The sequence below is a fragment of the Streptomyces halobius genome, assembly GCF_023277745.1.
Classification (GTDB): domain Bacteria; phylum Actinomycetota; class Actinomycetes; order Streptomycetales; family Streptomycetaceae; genus Streptomyces; species Streptomyces halobius.
The window spans coordinates 1576586-1595794 of the sequence record NZ_CP086322.1; the positions used below are offsets into that span (position 1 = coordinate 1576586).

A 19209-nucleotide genomic window follows, 5' to 3' on the forward strand; every position below is an offset into this window, starting at 1 on the left:
CGCGTGGATGGAGGGATTGATGCCCGTGACGACGGAGAAGCGGGCTCCACGGCGTCGGCAGGCGACGATGACGTCGGCGTTGTAGAACGTGGAGTCGCCGCGCACCAACAGCGTGCCGGTGCAGCCGGTTTCGCGGGCGGTGGTGATGGCCTCGGCGATCGGCTTCGGTGCCCCGCGCACATCGGCTGACCGGCCCTGCCGCAGCCTGACGGCGGCGATGCCGGACGTGCGGTGGGGGTGGAGACGGTGGCCAGCAGAGGATGCAGGGTGCGTATCCCCTTGAATCTGCCGACCTGTGCACCTTGTTTCGTGCGGCCGTAGACCCGTTTGTGGGTGGAGTCGACGTCCACAAAGGCCAGGTCGGCGGATCCGGGCAGCAGCGGGGTGCGCACGGCCAGGCGGGCGAGGAACTGCCGGTGGGCAGCGTGGAGCTGGAGGGTGTGGCCATGGGTGAACGAGCGCAGGAACGTGCCCAGCGTTGACGGCGCACGGATACCGGAGAACAAGACCGGCATCGCCCCGTGCCGCAGCAAGGCGGCGTCATCGATGCTGTCCGCCCCAGCGCACATCGCCGCCACCAGCGACATCACCTTCGCCACCGGATTCGCCCCGCCACCGTTGTCCGCCCCCTTGATCCGGACTGCCTGTTCCACCAGATCCGGCAGGCCGGCTTTCTCAGCGAGGCGGATCACCGGGACCAGCCCAGCGTCCGCGACCAGATTCGGCTCATCGAACACAGCGTGGACCGCCGCGGGCGTATGGGAAACTTGCATCTCGGAAGTGCCTTGCCGATCGTGCGTGCTGGAAGCCTGAAGAACTCCCATCATCGCAGGTCACAAGGCACTTCTCTGTTTTCCCAGACGTTATCCACAGACAACGAACCAGTGGATCGAGGCTAAGGCCGCGGATCCCGCGCGTCATACCGGGCGAACGCCCGCCGCCCGGCCCCGAGGCCCGTCACCACCAGGATGCAGGCCACGCCGCCGCCCACCACCGCGGTGGCCGGGGACGTCAGGTCGGCCGCGGATCCGGCGAGGAAGTCGCCGAGGCGTGGGCCGCCCGCGACCACCACGATGAAGACACCCTGGAGACGGCCACGCATCTTGTCGGGCGCCGCGGCCTGGAGCATGGTGCTGCGGAAGACCATCGAGACGGTGTCGGCACAGCCGGCGACGGCGAGGAAGAACAGGCCCAGCCACAGGTGCCGGGAGAGCCCGAAGCAGGCGACGGCCGCGCCCCAGGAGGCCACCGCGAGCAGGATGGCCAGGCCGTGTCGGCGGATCCCGCCGAGCCAGCCGGAGAACAGCCCGCCCAGGACCGCGCCCACGGCGGGCGCGGCGACCAGCAGCCCGACGGTCTTGGCGTCCCCGGCGAACCAGAGCACGGCGATCGCGGGGAACAGCGCGCGGGGGTGGGCGAGCACCATCGCCGCCAGGTCGGAGAAGAACGTCATACGGAGGTTGGGGCGGGTGGCGAGGAAGCGCAGGCCGTCGAGGACGGAGGCCCGGCGCCGTGGTCCGTCGTCCTGTTCGGGGCGCATGGCGGGCAGTCGCCACATGGCGTAGAGGGAGGCGCTGAAGGCCGCCACGTCGATGAGATACGCGGCCTGGTAGCCCCAGAGGCCGACGATGACGCCGCCCAGCATGGGGCCGCCCATCAGACCGAGGTTGCTGGTGAGGGAGTTGAGGGCGTTGGCGGCGGGCAGCTGCTCGGCCGGCAGCAGCCGGGGGATCATCGACGTGCGGGCCGGGGAGTTCATCGCGAAGCAGACGGCCTGCAGGGCGACGACGCTGTAGAGCAGCCAGACGCGGTGGTGGCCGGCCAGCGCTGCGGTGGCCAGCACGAGGGACATCACGGTCGCGCCCATGGCGCTGAACAGGCCCAGTTTGCGGCGGTCGACGGTGTCGGCGATGGCGCCGCCGTACAGCCCGAAGACGACCAGCGGGACGAGGGAGCACAGGCCCACCACGCCGACGGAGAAGGTGGAGCCGGTGATCGCGTAGACCTGGAGCGAGACCGCGAGGGCGGTCATCTGCTGGCCCATCCAGGAGATGGTGTTGCCGCACCACAGGCGGCGGTAGTCCGGGGAGCTGCGCAGCGGGGTCAGATCGGCGAATATCCGGGAGCGCGGGGGTATTTCGCCTTTTCCGGGGGCTGGTGTGCCGGAGGTCGTTGCAGGGGCCACGCGGCGCAGTAAAGCACGCCGTGGGTGGTGTGGTGGACGGGAGGGCGGAAGAGGTGCTCGGGTGGTGTGCCCCTTACCGGGCTTCGTCCCCTACCCGGCCCCTGTGACCTGGGTTGCCCCTTACCCTGACCCGCCCCCGTACGCAGCCCGTGCCCGGCCCGTACCGGGCCGTCAGCAGCCCGGGAGCCCGTACACCCGGCGTGCGTTGTCCGCCGCGATCATGGCGCCGACCCGCTGGGCGTCCTCTGCCGACCAGTCCCCGTCGGCGGTCCATTCGCCGAGCACGGCGGTCAGCGCGGTGCGGAAGAGGGCGCTGCCGACGGTGTACAGCTCCGGGAGGCCGTAGGCGTCGGTGGAGAAGAGGAGCTTGCCGAAGGGGGTGAGTTCCAGGAATTCGGCGAGTACGGCTGCGGCGCGCGGGCCGGTGTGGGTGAGCGCCAGGCCGAAGTCGGCGTAGACGTGGGGGTGGACGGCTGCGAGGTAGGCGGCCTGGCGGTGGTACGGGTAGCAGTGCAGCAGCACGAGGTCGGTGCCGGTGTCGGCGGTGGCCCGGACGAGGCCGGTGAGCAGTGCCGGGTCGGCGTGGTCGAGGCGCAGGTCGGGGTCGCCGAAACCGGTGTGCAACTGGAGGGGGCGGCCGGTGGCGACGGCCAGCCAGATCAGGTGGCGCAGCAGGACGGGGTCGGTGAGGCGGGGCGGGCCGGCGGCCAGCCAGTCGCGGGCGGCGGTGTGGACGGCGTCGGAGGCGGGCGGCCGGGGGTCGAGGGCGAGTCCGTGGCGGTAGGCGGCGACGGATTTGAAGGCGATGGCGGTGTGTGCCGCGTCCCGTACGGCGTGGTCGAGGGTGTCGGTGAATTCCTCGGCGTCGCGGGAGCCGGCCGCGACGCGTTCGGCCAGTGTCTCCAGGCGGACGATCTCGTATCCGGTGGCGCCGCCCGCTTCGGCGGTCTCGGCGGGCCCGGTGAGGTCGCCGGGGAGACCGGTGTCGAGGAGGTAGGTGCCGATGCCGGTGGCGCCCAGCAGGCGGCGTCGGGTCTCGTCCGGGCCGAGTTCGCGGCGGCGTCGCAGGTACTCGTCCGGCGGGCAGTGGGCGGGCAGGCCGAGCGGCGGCGGGCACCAGCGGCGTACCGCGAAACCGGCCTGGGTGTCGAAGAAGGTGGTGCCGGCCGCGGGCGGGCGGTCGGATTCGGTGAGGTACGCGGCGAACGTCCCGGGGTCCGGCTCACGGCGGAGCACGCCGTGGCAGTGGTGGTCCACCAGGGGCGGGAGGCCGTCGTCGGGGCCGGGCCCGGGGGCGTTCGCGGTCATCACCAGCGCCAGCGGGTGGCGGCGGCGATCTCGTCGGCGTCGCTCTCGGCGAAGCGGGCCTCCTCGGCGCGCCGGACCGCGATGATCGCGCCGTGCAGCACCTTGCCCAGTGCTTCGTGCAGCGGGGCCGACTTCTCCAGCCGGTCGGTGGCCTCGGTGAGGGTGGCGGGCAGCCGGACGATGCCGCGCCGGGCACGTTCGCGGACGCCGAGGAGGCCGGGGTCGCCGCGCTCCGGGGCGGGCAGCTGGGCCCGGGTCTCGACGCCGTGCAGTCCGGCGGCGATGACCGCGCCGACGGCGAGGTAGGGATTGGCGGCCGCGTCGAAGGTCTTGACCTCGGCCTGGCCGCCGTCCGGGTCGTCGGGGGCACCGGTGATCAGTCGTAGGGCCGCTTCGCGGTTCTCCAGGCCCCAGCACTGGTAGACGCCGGCCCAGTGGGAGGGCTGGAGCCGCAGATAGCTGGCGGGCGAGGGGCAGCCGATGGCGAGGAGGGCGGGCAGCGCGCCCAGGATGCCGCCGAGAAAGGCCACCGCGTCGGGCGCCAGGCCCCATTCGGTGTCCGGGACGCGGTGCAGGCTCTGTCCGTCGCGGTACAGGCCGAGGTGGAGGTGGCAGCCGTTGCCGACCTGTCCGGCGACGACGGAGGGGGCGAAGGAGGCGCGCAGGCCGTGCCGGGCGGAGACGGCGCGGATGGTCTCGCGGACCAGCGCCGCGTCGTCCGCGGCGCGTACCGGGTCGCCCGGTGCGGTGGTGACCTCGAACTGGCCGGGCGCGTACTCGGGGTGGACCTGCAGGACGTCGATGCCCTGGAGCGCCAGCGCTTCGGTGATGTCGCGGAGGTAGTCGGAGAGTTCGACGATGCGGGTCATGCCGTACGCGGGGCCCGCGCAGGGGTGGTCGAGGGGCTCGAAGGCGCCCTCGGCGGCGGGGGTCAAGGTGGCCGGGGCGCGGGTGACCACCCACTCGGTTTCGAAGCCCATGCTCAGGTCGAGCCCGGCCGCGGCGGCCCGCTCGGCCATCCGGCGGGCGAACAGCCGCTGGCAGGCGGGGTGCGGCCGGCCCTCCTGGTCGTAGCGGTCCACCGGGGCCCAGGCCCAGCCGGGTTGCGCGGCGAGGGGGGTGATCCGGTCCAGGTCGGGGAAGAGACGGAGGTCGCCGTCGGGCCCGCCGAGATCTTCGGATTCGGTCATCGCGTCATCGGAGGTGTAGACGTCGAAGCAGGGCGACATCCCCACGCCCCGTTCCACGGCGTGCGGCAGGCGCGGAGCCGGAATGGCCTTGACGCGTGCGATGCCCGCGTTGTCCACCCACGTCAGGGCCACATTCCGGACGCCCTCCGCGTCCAGTCGCGCCGCCAACTGGCGGGCGTCTCCGCACTGTTCCGCAGCCCGCGATCCCATAGTGCCGTCCTCACTTGGCCGTGCCGATCTCTCGGCGCCCGATCCCCGCTGTCTCCGGTGGGCCAGGGCCTCTCCGGTCAGGGGCAGTTGAACTCGCACCATACGCACTTTCCGCCGCCGCGAGGTTCCACACCCCACACATCCGCCAGCCGGTCCACGAGCAGCAGTCCGCGGCCGGAGCCCCCGGGCCTCGCCCGGTTCGCGGCGTCTGGGCAGGCTGCTGTTGCGGTCCTCGACCTCCAGCCGCAGGCGGCGTTCGGCGCTGTGCGGCATCCGGATGTCGACCACCGCCTCGCCATCGGTGTGCAGCAGGGCGTTGGTGATCAGCTCGTCGGTGACCAGTTCGATCTCCTCGGAACGCTCGCGGGCGCCCCAGGCGCGTACCGCGGCCCGGATCATGTGCCGGGCGGCGGACAGGGCTTCGGGGTCGGCGGGGGCGATGTGCTGCCGGAACCGTCCGACGGTGTCGCGCTCGGGGACGCCGAGGCGGCGCAGCAGGAGGAGCGCCATATCGTCCTCGCCGGTCCGCCCGTCGGCCGCTTCGCAGAGGCAGTCGGCAAGTTGCTGGACGTCATAGGGGCCTTCGCGGATTTCCCGGGCCAGGTTCCGCAGGGCGTCGTCGAGGTCGAGGCCGGGTTCCTCGACGAGGCCGTCGGTGCACAGCAGCAGGGTGTCGCCGGGGGCGAGGTGGACGGTGGTGACGGGGTAGTCGAGCCGCCGGAACTCGGAGGAGATGCCGAGCGGCAGCCCGCCCGCCACCGGCAGCCGGCGGCAGATCCCTTCCGCGTGCCGGAGCAGGGGGTCGATATGGCCGGCGCGGACGAACCGGGCCACGCCGGTGGTCAGGTCCGCGTCGACATAGATGCAGGTGGCGAAGCGGTCGGTCTCCAGCTCGTTGAGGAAGGCGGAGGCCCGGCCCATGACGGTGGCGGGGGCGTGCCCTTCGGCGGCGTAGGCGCGCAGCACGATCCGCAGCTGGCCCATGAGGGCAGCGGCCTGGGTGTCATGGCCCTGGACGTCGCCGATGACGGCGGCGACCCGGCCGTCGGGCAGCGGGATCACGTCGTACCAGTCGCCGCCGATGTCCCGGCCCATCCGTCCGGAGCGGTAGCGGACCGCGATCCGGGCGTCCGGGACGCCGGGGATCCGGCGGGGCAGCATGGCCTGCTGGAGGCCGGCGGCTATCTCGTGCTCCTGGTCGTGGAGCATGGCGCGGGCCAGGCTCTGCGCGATGCTGCCGAGCGCGACCAGGACGTTGCGCTCCTGGGCGCGGAAGTCGCTCTCCCGCTCGAAGAACAGCCCGATCACGCCGATCGGGCGGCCCTGGGCGATCAGCGGCAGGTACGCGGCGGAGTTGATGTTCAGCGGTTCGATGGCCGGCCACAGCCGTGGCCGGCCGAGTCGGAATTCGTGACGGGTGCGGACGTAGCGCGGGGCGAGGGTGCGGACGACCTCGCTCATGGGGAATTCGTCGCCGACCCGGGTGAATTCCAGGTCGGGTACAAAGCTGCCCGCCTTGCCCTCGGAGGCCGGCCGGATCCGGCCGGCCTCGACGAGGCCGACGATGACGTTCTCCGCGCCCAGCCGGCTCAGGCCCTGCTCGTCGGTGAGGACGCTGATCACCTCGCCCACGGTTCTGGCGTGCGCGAGGGCGGCGGTGGTGCGCTCGACGAGGCTGGTGTGCCGGCTGCGCTCCTCGTCGACCGCGAGCCGCTCGGCCGCCTGGGTGTACTCGCCGCTGGCGTCGCGGACCACGCCGATGATGCGGCGGGGCCGGCCGGTCCCGTCGCGGCGGATGCTGCCCCGGGCATGGGTCCAGCGCAGCTCGCCGTTGCGGAGACGTACGCGGAAGCAGATGCCGTAGGAGTGGCTGCCGTCCTTGAGGGATTCGGGCGACCAGGGCGTCCAGACGGGCGGCCTCGGTGGACGGTACGCGGCAGCCGAGGGTCTCCGGGCGGTCGTCGTACTCGCCCGGCAGCAGGTCGAACACCTCCAGGGCGGGTGGGTCCATATGCATCAGCCCGCTGTCGAGGCCCCAGTCGAAGCCACCCATGCCGTTGAGGGCAAGGGTGAGGTCCGGGTGGGCGGGCCAGTCGTCCGGCACCGACATGGTGGGCTGCTGCGCTGCCCGGTCAGCCATGTCGTCACTTTGCCATATTCACCCGGACTGCGGCGTGTCTGCGCGGGTCACCGACGACGCCGGTGGCATCACGCACCATGCCCGGCAGGCAGCGGGCTGGGGCGGCCTTCGCGTTTCCGCCCGCCACGCCCCTACAACAAGGCCCTCCTGGCCGCTCCCGGTGCGACCCTGGAGCGGACAGCCCGTCCATCACCCACTTCCGGGAAGTGACCATGACCGCCCCCCACGGCCACCGCATCGAGATCGAAGAAGGCACGGAGCACGTCCGCGTCGTCGTCGACGGCCGGCTGCTCGCCGACAGCCGCCGCCCCCTGCTCCTCTCCGAGACCGGCTATCCGGTGCGCTACTACCTCCCGCCCGAGGACGTACGCACCGACCTCCTCACCCCCTCCGACACCCACACCCTCTGCCCGTTCAAGGGCACCGCCTCCTACTGGTCACTTTCCGACGGCCCGGAGGACATCGCCTGGGCCTACCCTGAGCCGCACCCCGAGGTGGCCCGGATCAAGGACCATCTCTGCTTCTACGAGGCCGAGTTGGCCGAGTAGCGTCGGCCGCGGGACACCGATTGGAAAGTTTCCTAACAGTAAATCCTCCGCCTCCTTGACGCGTACATGTTCGAGCGCCAGGATTCCTCGGGACGGCTCCCCCACGCCGACACAGGAGACGGATATGACGTCCACCCCCAGCGCTCAGCAGCCCGCGAAGCCCGAGCGTCCTCGGAGGTCCAGGAAGTCCCTGCTGGGCACCCCCCGGTTCGGGATACCCGCCGCCGCGGGCGCGGCGCTCGCGCTCGTCGGCGGCGTCGCGCTGTGGTCGACCGCCGACCGCGCGGACGCCGCCCCCGACCGCGCGCCGGGCGCGCACACCGCCGGGTTCACGGCCGTCGCCGCAGGCGACATCGCCGAGAAATGCACCGCGAGCAACAGCGCCTGCGAGCACCCCAAGACCGCGGCGCTGGTGAAGAAGATCAACCCGGCGTTCGTGCTCACCATGGGCGACAACCAGTACGACGACGCGCGGCTCAAGGACTTCGAGCGCTATTACGACAAGACCTGGGGCACGTTCAAGGACAAGACGCATCCCTCCGCCGGCAACCACGAGACCTATGACCCGGACGGTGAACTGGCCGGCTACAAGGCCTACTTCGGTGACGTCGCCTACCCCGAGGGCAAGAGCTACTACAGCTTCGACCATGACAACTGGCACTTCATCGCGCTGGACTCCAACAGCCTGGACTCCGCACAGCTCGACTGGCTGAGGTCCGACCTCGCCGCCAACTCCAAGAAGTGCGTGGCCGCTTACTGGCACCACCCGCTCTTCTCCTCCGGCGAGCACGGCAACGACCCGGTCAGCCGGCCGGTCTGGAAGCTGCTCCACGACGCCGAGGCCGAACTGGTCCTCAACGGCCACGACCACCACTACGAGCGCTTCGCCCCACAGGCCCCGGACGGCAAGGCCGACAAGGCCGGGCTGGTCGAACTCCTCGCCGGGATGGGCGGCGCCGACCCGTACCAGATCGAGGAGGTCCAGCCGAACAGCGAGAAGCGGCTGACCGACACCTTCGGCGTGGTGAAACTGAACTTCACCGACAACGGCTTCTCCTGGGACCTGGTCGGTACGGACGGCAGCACGAAGGACAGCAGCCCGTCCTACGAGTGCCACTGAGCTCGGCGGGGGCCGGGCGGGGACCACGACCGATCCACAGACCTGATGACGGACCTGATACCGGACTTCATGACGCACTTCATGACGGACCTGATGTCGGACCCTATGCCGGAGCTGATGCCAGATCTGCCCTCTGACGACGGTTCTGATTGATGTATCTCGCGACCACGGACGCGGCCGCAGCGGCGGCGAAGGTGACGCGCGGCCGCGTCGGCGGGCCGGTTCTCGCCCTCGGCGCGGTCAGCCTTGTCACCGATATCTCCTCGGAGATGGTCACCGCGGTGCTGCCGCTCTATATTCGTCCTCCAGCTGGGGCTGTCACCACTGCAGTTCGGCTTCCTCGACGGCCTCTATAACGGCGTTACAGCGATCGTGCGACTGCTGGGCGGACACGCGGCCGACCGGGGCGGGCGGCACAAACTCGTCGCCGGAACCGGCTACGCGCTGTCCGCGCTGTCCCGCCTCGGGCTGCTGTGCGCGGGCGGCGGCACCGTCGGCATCGGCGCCTCACTCGCCGCGGACCGCATCGGCAAGGGCGTACGCACCGCCCCGCGCGATGCGCTGATCTCGCTCAGCGCTCCGCCGGACGCGCTCGGCCGGGCGTTCGGCGTGCACCGGGCGATGGACACCACCGGCGCCCTCCTCGGGCCGCTCGTCGCGTTCGCGCTGCTGTGGGCCACCGCCGACGCTTACGACGCGGTGTTCGTCGTCAGCTTCTGCTTCGGCCTGCTCGGCGTGCTGATGATGATCGCCTTCGTACCGGGGCGAGCCGCGTTGCCCACACACCACCAGGCACCGGCCACGGTACCCCGCCCGCGCGCGCGACTCCTGACCCCGTTACGCGATCCCGCCTACCGGCGCATCTTCATTGCCGCGGCACTGCTGGGCGCGGCAACCATCGGCGACTCATTCCTCTACCTGCTGCTGCAGCGCCGGCTGGACTTCGCGGTGAGCTGGTTCCTGCTGCTGCCGCTGGGCTCCGCCGCGGTCTATCTGCTGCTGGCGGTGCCCGCCGGCCGGCTCGGCGACCGCATCGGCCGTCGGGTGCCGTTCCTGTGCGGGCATGCCACGCTGCTCACCGGCTATGTACTGCTGCTGACGACGGATGCCGGCCCGGTTCTCCTGGTGGGCGTACTGCTGCTGCTCGGCGTGTTCTACGGGGCCACCGACGGCGTACTGATGGCACTCGCCGGGCCGGTACTGCCTGCCGCCCGGCGGGCAAGCGGGATGGCACTGCTCCAGACGGGGCAGGCGCTGTGCCGGCTCCTGGCAGCCGCCGGTTTCGGGGCCGCGTGGACGCTGTGGGGCACCCGTCCCGCGCTGATCGCCGCCGTTGCCGCACTGGCGATGGCACTGGGGGCGGCGGTCTTCCTCCTCCCCCGATCGGCCGGGCTGACCGGGCCAGTCGGGCCGGCCGGCCCGGTCAGCCCGGTCGGCTCCATCGGCCCGGCCGGCCCGGAAGGGAAGCCACCCCCCACATGAATCCGGCCAATCCAACCAATCCGCGATCCAACTGATCCGGCCAATCCAGCGGATTCACCGAAGGACGCGACTCAGGAAGCGTCGGAGAAGGCGTCGAAGGGAGTCTCACCCGTGCCCCCGCCCACGTCCCGGCGGTCCTCCCCCGCCTCCCTCGCCTCCTTCGCTTCCCTCACTCCCCTCTCCCTGCGCGCCCGGGTCGTCGCGGTGGCGGTCGCCGGTGCGGTGCTCGCCACCGTCGCCGTCGTCTACACCGTGGGCGCCGCCCGGCGCGCCGAACCGGCCGACGCCCGCTCGGCTTTCGGGATCGACCACGGCCGCCTGTACTTCCGCAGCACGGGTGCCGGGGCCGGCCGGGTCGCCCGACTGCCCGCCCCGGACTCCCGGCCCGGAACCGCCGCCCGCACCTCGGCCCGCCCTCCGGGGCCGGACCACCGCACCACCGGCGGCCCCTCCTGTGAGCGCTTCTACGCGGCGGCAGGCACCGGCCTGTGCCTGCAACGCCGTCCCGGTATCCCGCCCAAGTCCTACGCCGTCGTCCTGGACCGCCGACTGCGCGAGAAGCGGCGTATCGCGCTCACCGGCATCCCCAACCGGGCCCGGGTCTCGGCCTCCGGCCGGATGCTGTCATGGACGATGTTCGCCACCGGGGACTCGTACGCCACCACGTCGTTCTCCACCCGCACCTCGATCCTGGACACCCGCACCGGCTACCTCGTCAAGAACATGGAGGAAATCCCGCTCACCCTCCACGGACGCCGCTATCACTCCCCCGACGTCAACTACTGGGGCGTCACCTTCGCCCATGACGACAACCGCTTCTACGCCACCGTCTCGACAAAGGGGAAGAGCTACCTCGTCCAGGGCGATATGCGGAAATGGGCCGCACGCGCTCTGCGCGAGAACGTCGAATGCCCCTCCCTCTCCCCCGACAACACCCGCCTCGCCTTCAAAAAGCGGGGCCGCGACGGCGCCGCCCCCTGGCGGCTCCATGTCCTGGATCTGCGCACACTGCGCGAGCACCCACTCGCCGAAACGCGCAGCGTGGACGACCAAGCCGCCTGGCTGGACGACCACACACTCGCCTACGCCCTGCCGGGGCACGACGGCCGGGCCAGCGACATCTGGACCGTCCCGGCGGACGGCAGCGGGTCCCCGTCCCTGCGCGTGCCTGATGCTTCCTCACCTGCGCGCGTCCCTTGAGAGGGCGTCCGATCCCGGTGGTTGGTGTTTTGGGATGTTCGTGTGACTGTCGGTGTTGACTGTCGTTGCACGGAGTGTGAGTGCTCGCCGTCCGTACCGCGGTGATCTTTCCGATGCCCGGTGGGCGTTGACCGAACCGGTCTTCACCGCCTGGCGGACCGCCCGGACCGGGCCCGGCACGGCGGCCCGGGTGCACGACCTGCGCGAGATCGTGAACGCGATCTTCTACGACCAGCTTGCCGTCTCATACCGAAGCGTGGGCAAGGTCCGGGGCGACGGCGGCTACCAGGGCTCCGTCATCGACCACGGGGCCCGCCTGGGCATCGACGTCGAGGTGGTGAAGTGTCCGTCGCGCTCCGGGTTCCAGCCCCAGCGCAAACGCTGCGTGAGTGAGCGCACGTTCGGCTGGCTGATGCAACATCGCCGCCTGACCCGCGACGACGAAACCCTGCCCCAACGCTCCCGAGCCATGATCCACTGGGCCATGTCGCACACCATGAACCGCGCGCCGACCAGCGAATCCACACCGACCTGGCGAACCCGAACCAGCAAAACGGTCACCACGACCTAAACCGAGATCAGTCTGGCCCCCTGCAGGCCGCCACGCGGCGGGCCTGGGCGTCATTCCCGTGGCGAGCGCCCGGCGTTTCCCACGGCGGGCTGCCCGGATTTTCCACGGGCGGGGCGGTCGGCATCTCCACGGCGGGGCGCGGCCACAGGGCCCCGGGCACGTCGCTTTGTCTCGCCGCTCCACCGCGTGGCTCCATCGCGTCGCTTCACGGCGTCGCTTCACCGTGTGGCTTGACCGCGTCGCTTCATCGAGTCACCGGTGTCATCGGGGTCGTCGGCGTTCTCGGCAACACCGTCGTCATCGGCGCCATCGTCGTCATCGGCGCCATCGGCGTCATCGGCGCCATCGGCGTTGTCAGTGGCGGGTGGCACCATCGATCGCATGACGCCGTCGATTACCGAATCCTGGGTCCGCATGGAGAGAGGGCTCGCCGCGTACGCGCCGGTCACGGCCCGCCGAGCGGGCCGCGATCGCCGCAGCCGAGGAGGCCATAGGCCGGCTCCTGCCGGCCGCGCTGGTGGAATCCTGCTCCGGGACGACGGTACGGGCCCGCGCGTTCTGCTGCCGCCGTTCTGGATGCTCATGAGCACCAGGGCAAGGATGGCACGGCACCACATCACATGACGCTGCGAGCCCGGCGCACGAAATCGCGTGGCGGTACGAGTCCGAGCACGGCACGACGATTCAGGACGGCGATTCAGGCACGGCATGGCGCGGCGACGCGCGGGCGCAGCACACGGCGCACAATCGAAGGGTGAGCGATGCGGAGGACATGGAGGATATGAACGAGCGGTCCGGCGAGCGGGGCAGCAGCGGCGGCTTCGACGGCTCGGGCGGTGATCCGGCCTACTGGCTGGACCAGGTGTGTGACACCTGCGGCCGGATCCGCGAACGGCCCGGCAGCGCCGTGTGCGAACAGTGCGGTGCCAGGGCCGACACCGCACCGGCACGCACCGGGCCCACGTCGGCTCCCTCACCCGCGTCGGCTTCCTTGCCCACGTCGGCTCCCCCGTCCACACAGCCGTCCGCACCGGGCCGTCGCCGCGCTCCGCGCCGGGACCGTGACGAGCAGGGCCGGGCCCGCAGCGCCCGGCCGCGCGACGGGCTCGGGCGCCCGCTGCCGTACGGCTCCCCGGGCGTGGCCCGGCAGCCGGAGGGCGTTCCCCGTAGGCCGTCGGAGTCGCTCGCCGAGGCGCAGCGGCTGCTCGACGCCGGGATGCCGTTCCATGCGCACGAGGTGCTGGAGGACGCCTGGAAGGCCGCGCCGGAGCAGGAGCGCGAGTTGTGGCGCGGGCTCGCCCAGCTCGCCGTGGGCCTCACTCATGCCGCGCGCGGCAATCCCACCGGTGCCGCGGCGCTGCTGAAGCGGGGCACGGCCGCCATCGCGCCGTACGCGGACGCCGCCCCGTACGGGATCCGCGTCACCGGACTGGCGGAGTGGGCCCGGGAGCTGACGGAGCGTATGGGCGAGCATCCGGGCGAACCGGTCTCCGCGGCCGCCATGGCGCCCCGGTTGTGCTCCGTCGGCGGGGAGGCCGGCTCCGGCCCTGTCGCCGAGGGGTGACGCGCGCGGCCGCGCCGTTCGCTACGAGGTCCGGTCCCCTGGCGCCCCACGGCGGTTCCGCCCGGCTCGGAGCCGCCAGGCGAGCAGGCCGCCACCGGCGCCGAGCAGGGCGGAGCCGATGCCGGTACACGCGGCGATGGCGGGGCGATAGTAGGCGCCGTCCCGGGCACCGGCCTGGGCGGTGCCCGGGACGGCACGGACGGCGTTCGCGGCCCCGGTGGTGTGACCGGTCCGCACCCCATGGCCGGTCCGTACAGCCTGGCGGCTCCGCCCCGTCCCGGTGATCCCTCCGGTCCCGGTGATTCCCCCGGCCTTGGTGATCCATCTGGCCCTGGTGCTCCCCCCGGCCCCGGTCGTCCACCCCGCCCTGGTCACCCCCGGGGTCCTGCCGGCCCGCGCGGCCACCGTGCGGGGCTTGTCGTGGTGGGCCTGGGTGGCGGGCACGGTACGCAAGCTGGGCAGTGTGTCGACCGGGCGGGCCGTGTCGATGTTCCGGAAGCCCCAGTTGAGCAGCGAACGGGCTTCCTTGTAGACGGCGTTGGTCTCCCCCGACCGCGGGTTCATCACGGTGACCAGCAGGGTGCGGCCGTCCCGCCGGGCGGCGGCGATCAGGGTGTTTCCGGCCTTGGTGGTGTAGCCGGTCTTGACGCCGATGATGCCCGGGTAGCGGGGCACGCCGTGCGAGCCGGTGAGCAGGCGATTGGTGTTCTCGATCTTGGCTCCGCCCTTGCTGGGGAACCGTGCGCGGGCGGTGCGGCAGTAGCGCGCGAAGTCCTCGTCGGCGAGCCCGGCGCGGGCGAAGACGGTCAGGTCGTACGCCGAGGACACCTGACCGGGCGCGTCGTACCCGTCCGGGGACTTCACGGTCGTATCGCGCGCCCCCAGCTCACGGGCCTTCTTCTGCATCTCGCGCGCGGTCTCCTCCCAGCCGCCGTTCATCGAGGCCAGCACATGGACGGCGTCGTTGCCGGAGGGCAGGAAGACGCCGCGCCACAGGTCGCCGACGGTGTACCGGTGGCCCTGCTGGACGCCGACGAGGCTGCTGCCGACGCCGATGCCTTCGAGATCGGCGGCCTTGACCCGGTGGACGGCACCGGCCGAGAACTTCGGCAGGACGGTGACCGCGAACAGCGTCTTGATGGTGCTGGCCGGGGCGAGTCTGCGGTGTGGCTTCTTGGCGGCGAGGATGTCCCCGGTGTCCGCGTCGGCCACCGTCCAGGAGAGGGCGGACAGCCCACGGGGCGACCGCGGCGCGCCGGGCGTGGCGGTCGTCGCCATGTCGGCCGCTGCGAGCAGCGTGCCTGTCGGCCGGTCCGGACGAGCGGCGGCCGGCGGGGACATCAGCGAGACACCGGCCACCGCGATCACCGCTGCCGCACCGGCCTTCTTGGACACACGCGCGTCAATTGCCATGCCGTCACGCTAAGAACGGCCCCCAGACCCCGCAGCGCGGGTGCGCCAGTCGGCCCAAGGAGGCCGCCGCGCGCTTGTGTGTCGCAGGTGCAAAGAAGGCCCGCCCGGTGCGACGGGGGATGCACACCGGGCGGGCTCAACACCTTTGTACCGCATTCGGCAGCGGTTGCGCGTCAAAAACTTGTTCGTGTGCCGATTACCAGGTCACGGGGAGCGAAATCAGGCCACGCGAACGCAGCGCCCGCCGGTGTCGCAACTCCTCACGCGGGATGTCCAGCCGCAGCCCCGGGAAGCGGCCGATGAGCGCGCCGAGCGCGGTCTCGGCCTCCATACGGGCCAGCGGTGCGCCGAGGCAGTGGTGGATGCCGTGCCCCAGCGCGAGGTGCCCGGAGAGGTCACGGCCGCGGTCCAGCGTGTCGGGATCGGAGAACCGGCCCGGGTCGCGGTTCGCGGACGCGATCGAGAGCAGCACGCTGTCCCCGGCGGGGATCCGTACGCCGCCGATCTCCACATCCTCCTTGGGGAAGCGGCGGATCGCCAGCGGCGCGGGACCGTCGTACCGGAGGAACTCCTCCACGGCGGGCCGCAGTTCGGCCGGATTACGACGCAACGCGGCGAGCTGCTCGGGGTGGTCGATCAGTGTCAGGGTGGCGTTGCCGATGAGGTGGACGGTGTTCTCGTAGCCGGCGAAGAGGATCAGGAAGGCGAGCGAGGTCAGCTCGTCCTCGGTGAGCCGGTCGCCGCCGGGCTGCGCGCCGGAGGGCCGGTCCGCCGCGCCCGGCTCGTCCCGTACCGCGATCAGGTCCGAGAGCAGATCGTCGCCGGGCTCCGCGCGCTTTGCCGCGATCAGGCGGGTGTAGAACTCCAGCATCGATCCGATCGCCTCCTTCATCAGGTGCGGCCGGCCGGGGTCCGGTGTGATGAGGGCGTCCGACCAGACCAGGAAGTCCCGGCGGTCGTTCTGCGGGATGCCGAGCAGATCGCAGATCACGGTGATCGGCAGCGGTCCCGCGTAGTCGGCGATCAGGTCCGCGCGGCCGCGCTCGGCCATGGCGTCCAGCAGCTCGTCCGCGAGCCGGCGTACGGGCTCGCGCAGTGCGTCGACCCGCCCCGGGGTGAAGGCTTTGACCACCAGGCGGCGTACCCGGGTGTGGTCCGGCGGGTCCATGTTCAGCAGGTTGGCGTCCAGCGCGGGCGGCAGTGCGAAGCCGCGGAAACCGCCGGGCGCGGCATGCCGCTTGTCCAGGGAGAGCCGCGGATCGGCGAGCGCGTGGCGGACGTCGTCGTAACGGGCGACCAGCCAGGCGGGGTTCCCGTCCGTGCCGGTGATCCGGTGTACGGGTCCCGCCTCGCGCAGAGCGGCGTAGGCGGCGTAGGGATCGTCGAGGAGGGGGGTCACGTCGATGGGGGCATCGGGGCCGGTCTCGGCGGTGTTCTGCATGAAGTCCGACTGTAGACGGCGCGCGCCGGACGGGTGGTCGGGCGGTCTGTCGGACGGTCTGTCTGGCGGACCGCGTGGTCCCCGGGCCGTCCGGTTGTCACGCGGGCGGCATCGGCCCTCACGGGCCGATGCCGCCCTTGTGGCGCGGATAGCCCGGACCCCCGTGCCGGGCCACCGCGTCTGGATGCCGCCGGTCAGCTGCGGGACACCGAGCTGCGCTGTCTCAGCTCGGTGAGCACCGTCTCGACCAGCGGCGAGTGGTAGACATCCGCGACCAGCGCCAAATGCTCGTATTCCTCGGCGAGTTCGTCCGGCTGAGCACTGCCTGCGACCACCACGCTGTCGGCGGCGTGGGCGGGCGCATGGCCCACCGCGTGGTTCTCCAGCCCACGGCGGAGCGCGACCGCCTCGGCGACGGCCGCCAGCTGCCGGTCGTCCAGCGAGACCGCCCGGGCCCGCTCCCGCGCGATGTCGACGGCGTCGGACTCCACATGGCGGCGGATGCCACGCTGGACGTCGCGTATCTCGGCCATCTGACGGTTGGCCCGCCACTCCAGGTCGGCGAGCGGCCACCGTACGGACCAGGACGGCCGTTCCATCGTGACCTCGGGGGTCTGCTCGGTGACGGTCCGCCAGAGCGGGGAGAGACGGCGCAGCCGGCGCCAGGCGGCGACCCGTGGGCCGGCGGCCGGCAGGGCGAATCCGGTGAGGACGAGGATCGCCGCGACGGAGGCGCTCATCGGGGCCACTCCGTTGGAGAGCCAGAGCGCTTCATGGCCCGCCCAGGACAGGACGAAGCCGATCACCTTGCACGCGCAGTAGACCAGGCCGAGCCAGCAGCCCACGGCCAGCACCCGGAGGCCGTGCCCCAGCCAGGACCGGCCGAGCTGTGCGGCGTAGCGGGGGCAGAGCGTGCCGAGGCCCGCCAGGCTCGATCCGAAGATGGCCAAATACAGCACCAGGAACAGCATGACTCCGGGGGAGTCGGTGTAGGCGGTGCTGAAGTCCCGGGGATGCTCGACGGCGTCCGGCCGGCCGACGGCGAAGCCGGCTATCGCCACCGCCCACAGCGCGGCCACACCCGCGACCGTGGCGCGTGCCTTGCTCCGGGCGCGGGCCCGGGCGGTGTCCCCCTCACCGGCCGTCCATCGCAGCAGCAACACCAGTGCGCCCGCGGCGAACACCACGACGGAGGAGTAGAGGAAGACCATGGCGAGGTTGGCCACGCCGACCAGCCGGTCGAACCCGCGGTAGAGGCCGGGCGCGGAGAAGAGGAAGACCGTCGCCACACCGCCGGTCATCACACAGGCGAGTCCCAGGTCGGTGTTGCCGCGGTCACGGAACCAGGCGACGGCCTTGTAGCCGACGAGCACCCAGGCGACGGCCGCGAAGCACAGGTAGATGACGTCAAACACGCGGCCCCCCGCCGCCGTCCGCCCTGGTGACGCCACCGCTCGCGCCGATCTCCTCGGCGTCCCCGGGCAGGCCTTCCTGCTGGCGCCGGATGTGCTGCAGTGCGGGGCCGAGGGCCGCCGCCAGTTCCGCCGCCTGCCCCTCCAGGGGGAATTCGCGCTCCCCGGCCGACGGCACGACCCGTTCCATCAGCAGTGTGCCCAGCACCTCGGTCTCCCGTTCGGCGAGGTTGTCATAGCCGTGGTGCCGGGCGAAGCCCATCGTCAGGCCCATCCGCCGCATCGCGGTGGCGGCGTCGACCGACGGCGTCCACATCCGCAGCGCGTCCTCGGTAATGGCCGGATCCTGACCATGCCCCAGCAGGAGGTGGCTGAGCTCGTGCAGCACGATATGCGCCTGATGCCATGGCGATGTCTTGAGCTCGAAGAAGACCCAGTAGCCGTCATCCGTGGCGGCGGTCATGCCCGAGACCACACCGCCCAGGCTCATCGGCACCATGTGGACCGGCCGCCCCACCCGTGTGGCAACGATGTCGCACATCCCCCGCAGATCGGTCGAGGCGGGCAGCTCCAGCTCCCTGATGAGCTGCTTGCACCGCCTGCGTATCCGCCCCACTCGCATGCTCGTCCCGTCCTCGGCTCCGGTACGCCGCCACGTGTAGAAGATCCGATCGCGTTCCGCTGTCGGTAACAGGTCACCCACCATGCTGATCACCGCCCGGGTCACCCTGCTCCGGTCGATCGGCCGGCAGATTCATCTGCTGCCGGAACTGGGAGATGATCGTCGTCAGGCTGTCCTGCACCTCCGGCGGAAGCCCGACGGAGCGCAGCGCGATGGCGCGTACCCGCTGGTCCCGCATGGCGGCGAGAAAGCGGACTTCTTCCTCCACACGCGCGGCCTGCGGCTGCGAGAGATCGCCCAGCAGATAACCGACGGGAACGGCAAAGAACTTGGCAAGCGCGCGCAGCAGCTCCGGACTCGGATTGGTACGCCTGCCATTGCGCAGCATCGACAGATACTGCTCGGTGACCTTCACCCCGCCGTACTCCGCCGCCCCGCCGCTGATTTCTTCGGCAACAAAGGAGTTGGTGTACGGGGCCCCGGGCGGATGCATGTTGGCGAAGAGATGATTCAGCCGCTCCGCGAGCACACTGCCCGCCCCCTTGGACCGACCGTCGCCCCCCACTGCCATGCCACCGTCCCTTGAACGCGTACCACTGCTACGGACTGCTCCGCCCCCGGCGATTCCAACGGCGCGACAGCCCCCCATATTCCCCGGAATTGCCGGGGGCGCCACGGGTTTTCACCGGCCCCCAGGCTCCGCCACCGCATCGCCACCCGAACGGCAGGGCCCAACAAGCAAGACCCAACGAGCAGTTAAGGCCACCGGGGCCGCTATGTCCATCCTGTCATGCGGGAACACG

The 19209-nt window shown here is 71.7% G+C and carries 14 protein-coding genes and 3 pseudogenes; 7 read left to right on the forward strand and 10 right to left on the reverse strand.

Features of this window, described 5'->3' with window-relative positions:
- Positions 1-329: 329 nt before the first annotated feature.
- Entirely contained in the window at positions 330-482 is a 153-nt protein-coding gene (locus tag K9S39_RS07560) for a hypothetical protein (protein ID WP_248862560.1), read from the forward strand.
- A gap of 413 nt (positions 483-895) precedes the next feature.
- Here the strand turns inward: K9S39_RS07560 and K9S39_RS07565 are convergent, their stop codons facing one another.
- The 4 genes and pseudogenes from K9S39_RS07565 to K9S39_RS07580 all read right to left on the reverse strand — a co-directional run bounded on the left by K9S39_RS07565 (position 896) and on the right by K9S39_RS07580 (position 7033).
- Positions 896-2185: an MFS transporter gene (locus K9S39_RS07565; RefSeq protein WP_248862562.1), complete on the reverse strand. Its 1290-nt coding sequence runs from the start codon at positions 2183-2185 to the stop codon at positions 896-898.
- Between the two features lie 171 nt (positions 2186-2356).
- Positions 2357-3493 carry an amidohydrolase family protein gene (locus tag K9S39_RS07570; protein WP_248862563.1) on the reverse strand — a complete coding sequence of 379 codons (1137 nt, stop codon included), beginning with the start codon at positions 3491-3493 and terminating at the stop codon, positions 2357-2359.
- Complete coding sequence (locus K9S39_RS07575) at positions 3493-4995, reverse strand: glutamine synthetase family protein (protein WP_319949538.1); 1503 nt, start codon at positions 4993-4995, stop codon at positions 3493-3495. The genes K9S39_RS07570 and K9S39_RS07575 overlap by 1 nt, the downstream gene beginning before the upstream one ends.
- Positions 4971-7033 (reverse strand): annotated as a pseudogene (locus K9S39_RS07580) (SpoIIE family protein phosphatase). The gene K9S39_RS07575 and the pseudogene K9S39_RS07580 overlap by 25 nt, the downstream one beginning before the upstream one ends.
- 212 nt (positions 7034-7245) lie before the next feature.
- On the opposite strand from K9S39_RS07580, the gene K9S39_RS07585 reads away from it, so the two are divergent.
- The 5 genes and pseudogenes from K9S39_RS07585 to K9S39_RS42855 form a co-directional block, all read left to right on the forward strand.
- On the forward strand, positions 7246-7581 hold the full coding sequence (locus K9S39_RS07585) for a DUF427 domain-containing protein (RefSeq protein WP_248862564.1): 336 nt from the start codon (positions 7246-7248) through the stop codon (positions 7579-7581).
- Positions 7582-7705: 124 nt separating this feature from the next.
- Positions 7706-8701, forward strand: a complete 996-nt coding sequence (locus K9S39_RS07590; protein WP_248862565.1) for a metallophosphoesterase family protein — start codon at positions 7706-7708, stop codon at positions 8699-8701.
- 152 nt (positions 8702-8853) lie between these two features.
- A pseudogene (locus K9S39_RS07595) lies at positions 8854-10183 on the forward strand (MFS transporter).
- A gap of 111 nt (positions 10184-10294) precedes the next feature.
- Positions 10295-11383: a TolB-like translocation protein gene (locus K9S39_RS07600; protein ID WP_248862566.1), complete on the forward strand. Its 1089-nt coding sequence runs from the start codon at positions 10295-10297 to the stop codon at positions 11381-11383.
- 76 nt (positions 11384-11459) lie between these two features.
- Positions 11460-11612, forward strand: a pseudogene (locus K9S39_RS42855) (IS5 family transposase); the annotation flags it as partial.
- A gap of 560 nt (positions 11613-12172) precedes the next feature.
- Here K9S39_RS42855 and K9S39_RS07610 read toward each other — a convergent pair.
- Positions 12173-12370 (reverse strand): hypothetical protein, encoded by a 198-nt coding sequence (locus tag K9S39_RS07610; RefSeq protein WP_248862568.1) that lies wholly within the window; start codon positions 12368-12370, stop codon positions 12173-12175.
- Between the two features lie 575 nt (positions 12371-12945).
- On the opposite strand from K9S39_RS07610, the gene K9S39_RS07615 reads away from it, so the two are divergent.
- Positions 12946-13518 (forward strand): DUF309 domain-containing protein, encoded by a 573-nt coding sequence (locus tag K9S39_RS07615; RefSeq protein ID WP_248868628.1) that lies wholly within the window; start codon positions 12946-12948, stop codon positions 13516-13518.
- Positions 13519-13539: 21 nt separating this feature from the next.
- Here K9S39_RS07615 and K9S39_RS07620 read toward each other — a convergent pair whose 3' ends face one another.
- The 5 genes from K9S39_RS07620 to K9S39_RS07640 all read right to left on the reverse strand — a co-directional run bounded on the left by K9S39_RS07620 (position 13540) and on the right by K9S39_RS07640 (position 18977).
- Positions 13540-14931: a D-alanyl-D-alanine carboxypeptidase family protein gene (locus K9S39_RS07620; protein WP_406707885.1), complete on the reverse strand. Its 1392-nt coding sequence runs from the start codon at positions 14929-14931 to the stop codon at positions 13540-13542.
- 196 nt (positions 14932-15127) lie between these two features.
- On the reverse strand, positions 15128-16372 hold the full coding sequence (locus K9S39_RS07625; RefSeq protein ID WP_248862569.1) for a cytochrome P450 family protein: 1245 nt from the start codon (positions 16370-16372) through the stop codon (positions 15128-15130).
- Positions 16373-16566: 194 nt separating this feature from the next.
- Positions 16567-17787, reverse strand: coding sequence for an MAB_1171c family putative transporter (locus K9S39_RS07630; protein WP_248862570.1), 1221 nt, complete (start codon positions 17785-17787; stop codon positions 16567-16569).
- Complete coding sequence (locus K9S39_RS07635) at positions 17780-18490, reverse strand: hypothetical protein (protein WP_248868632.1); 711 nt, start codon at positions 18488-18490, stop codon at positions 17780-17782. The genes K9S39_RS07630 and K9S39_RS07635 overlap by 8 nt, the downstream gene beginning before the upstream one ends.
- Positions 18480-18977 (reverse strand): helix-turn-helix domain-containing protein, encoded by a 498-nt coding sequence (locus K9S39_RS07640; protein ID WP_248862572.1) that lies wholly within the window; start codon positions 18975-18977, stop codon positions 18480-18482. Before K9S39_RS07640 ends, K9S39_RS07635 begins: the two co-directional genes overlap by 11 nt.
- Positions 18978-19209 lie beyond the last annotated feature (232 nt).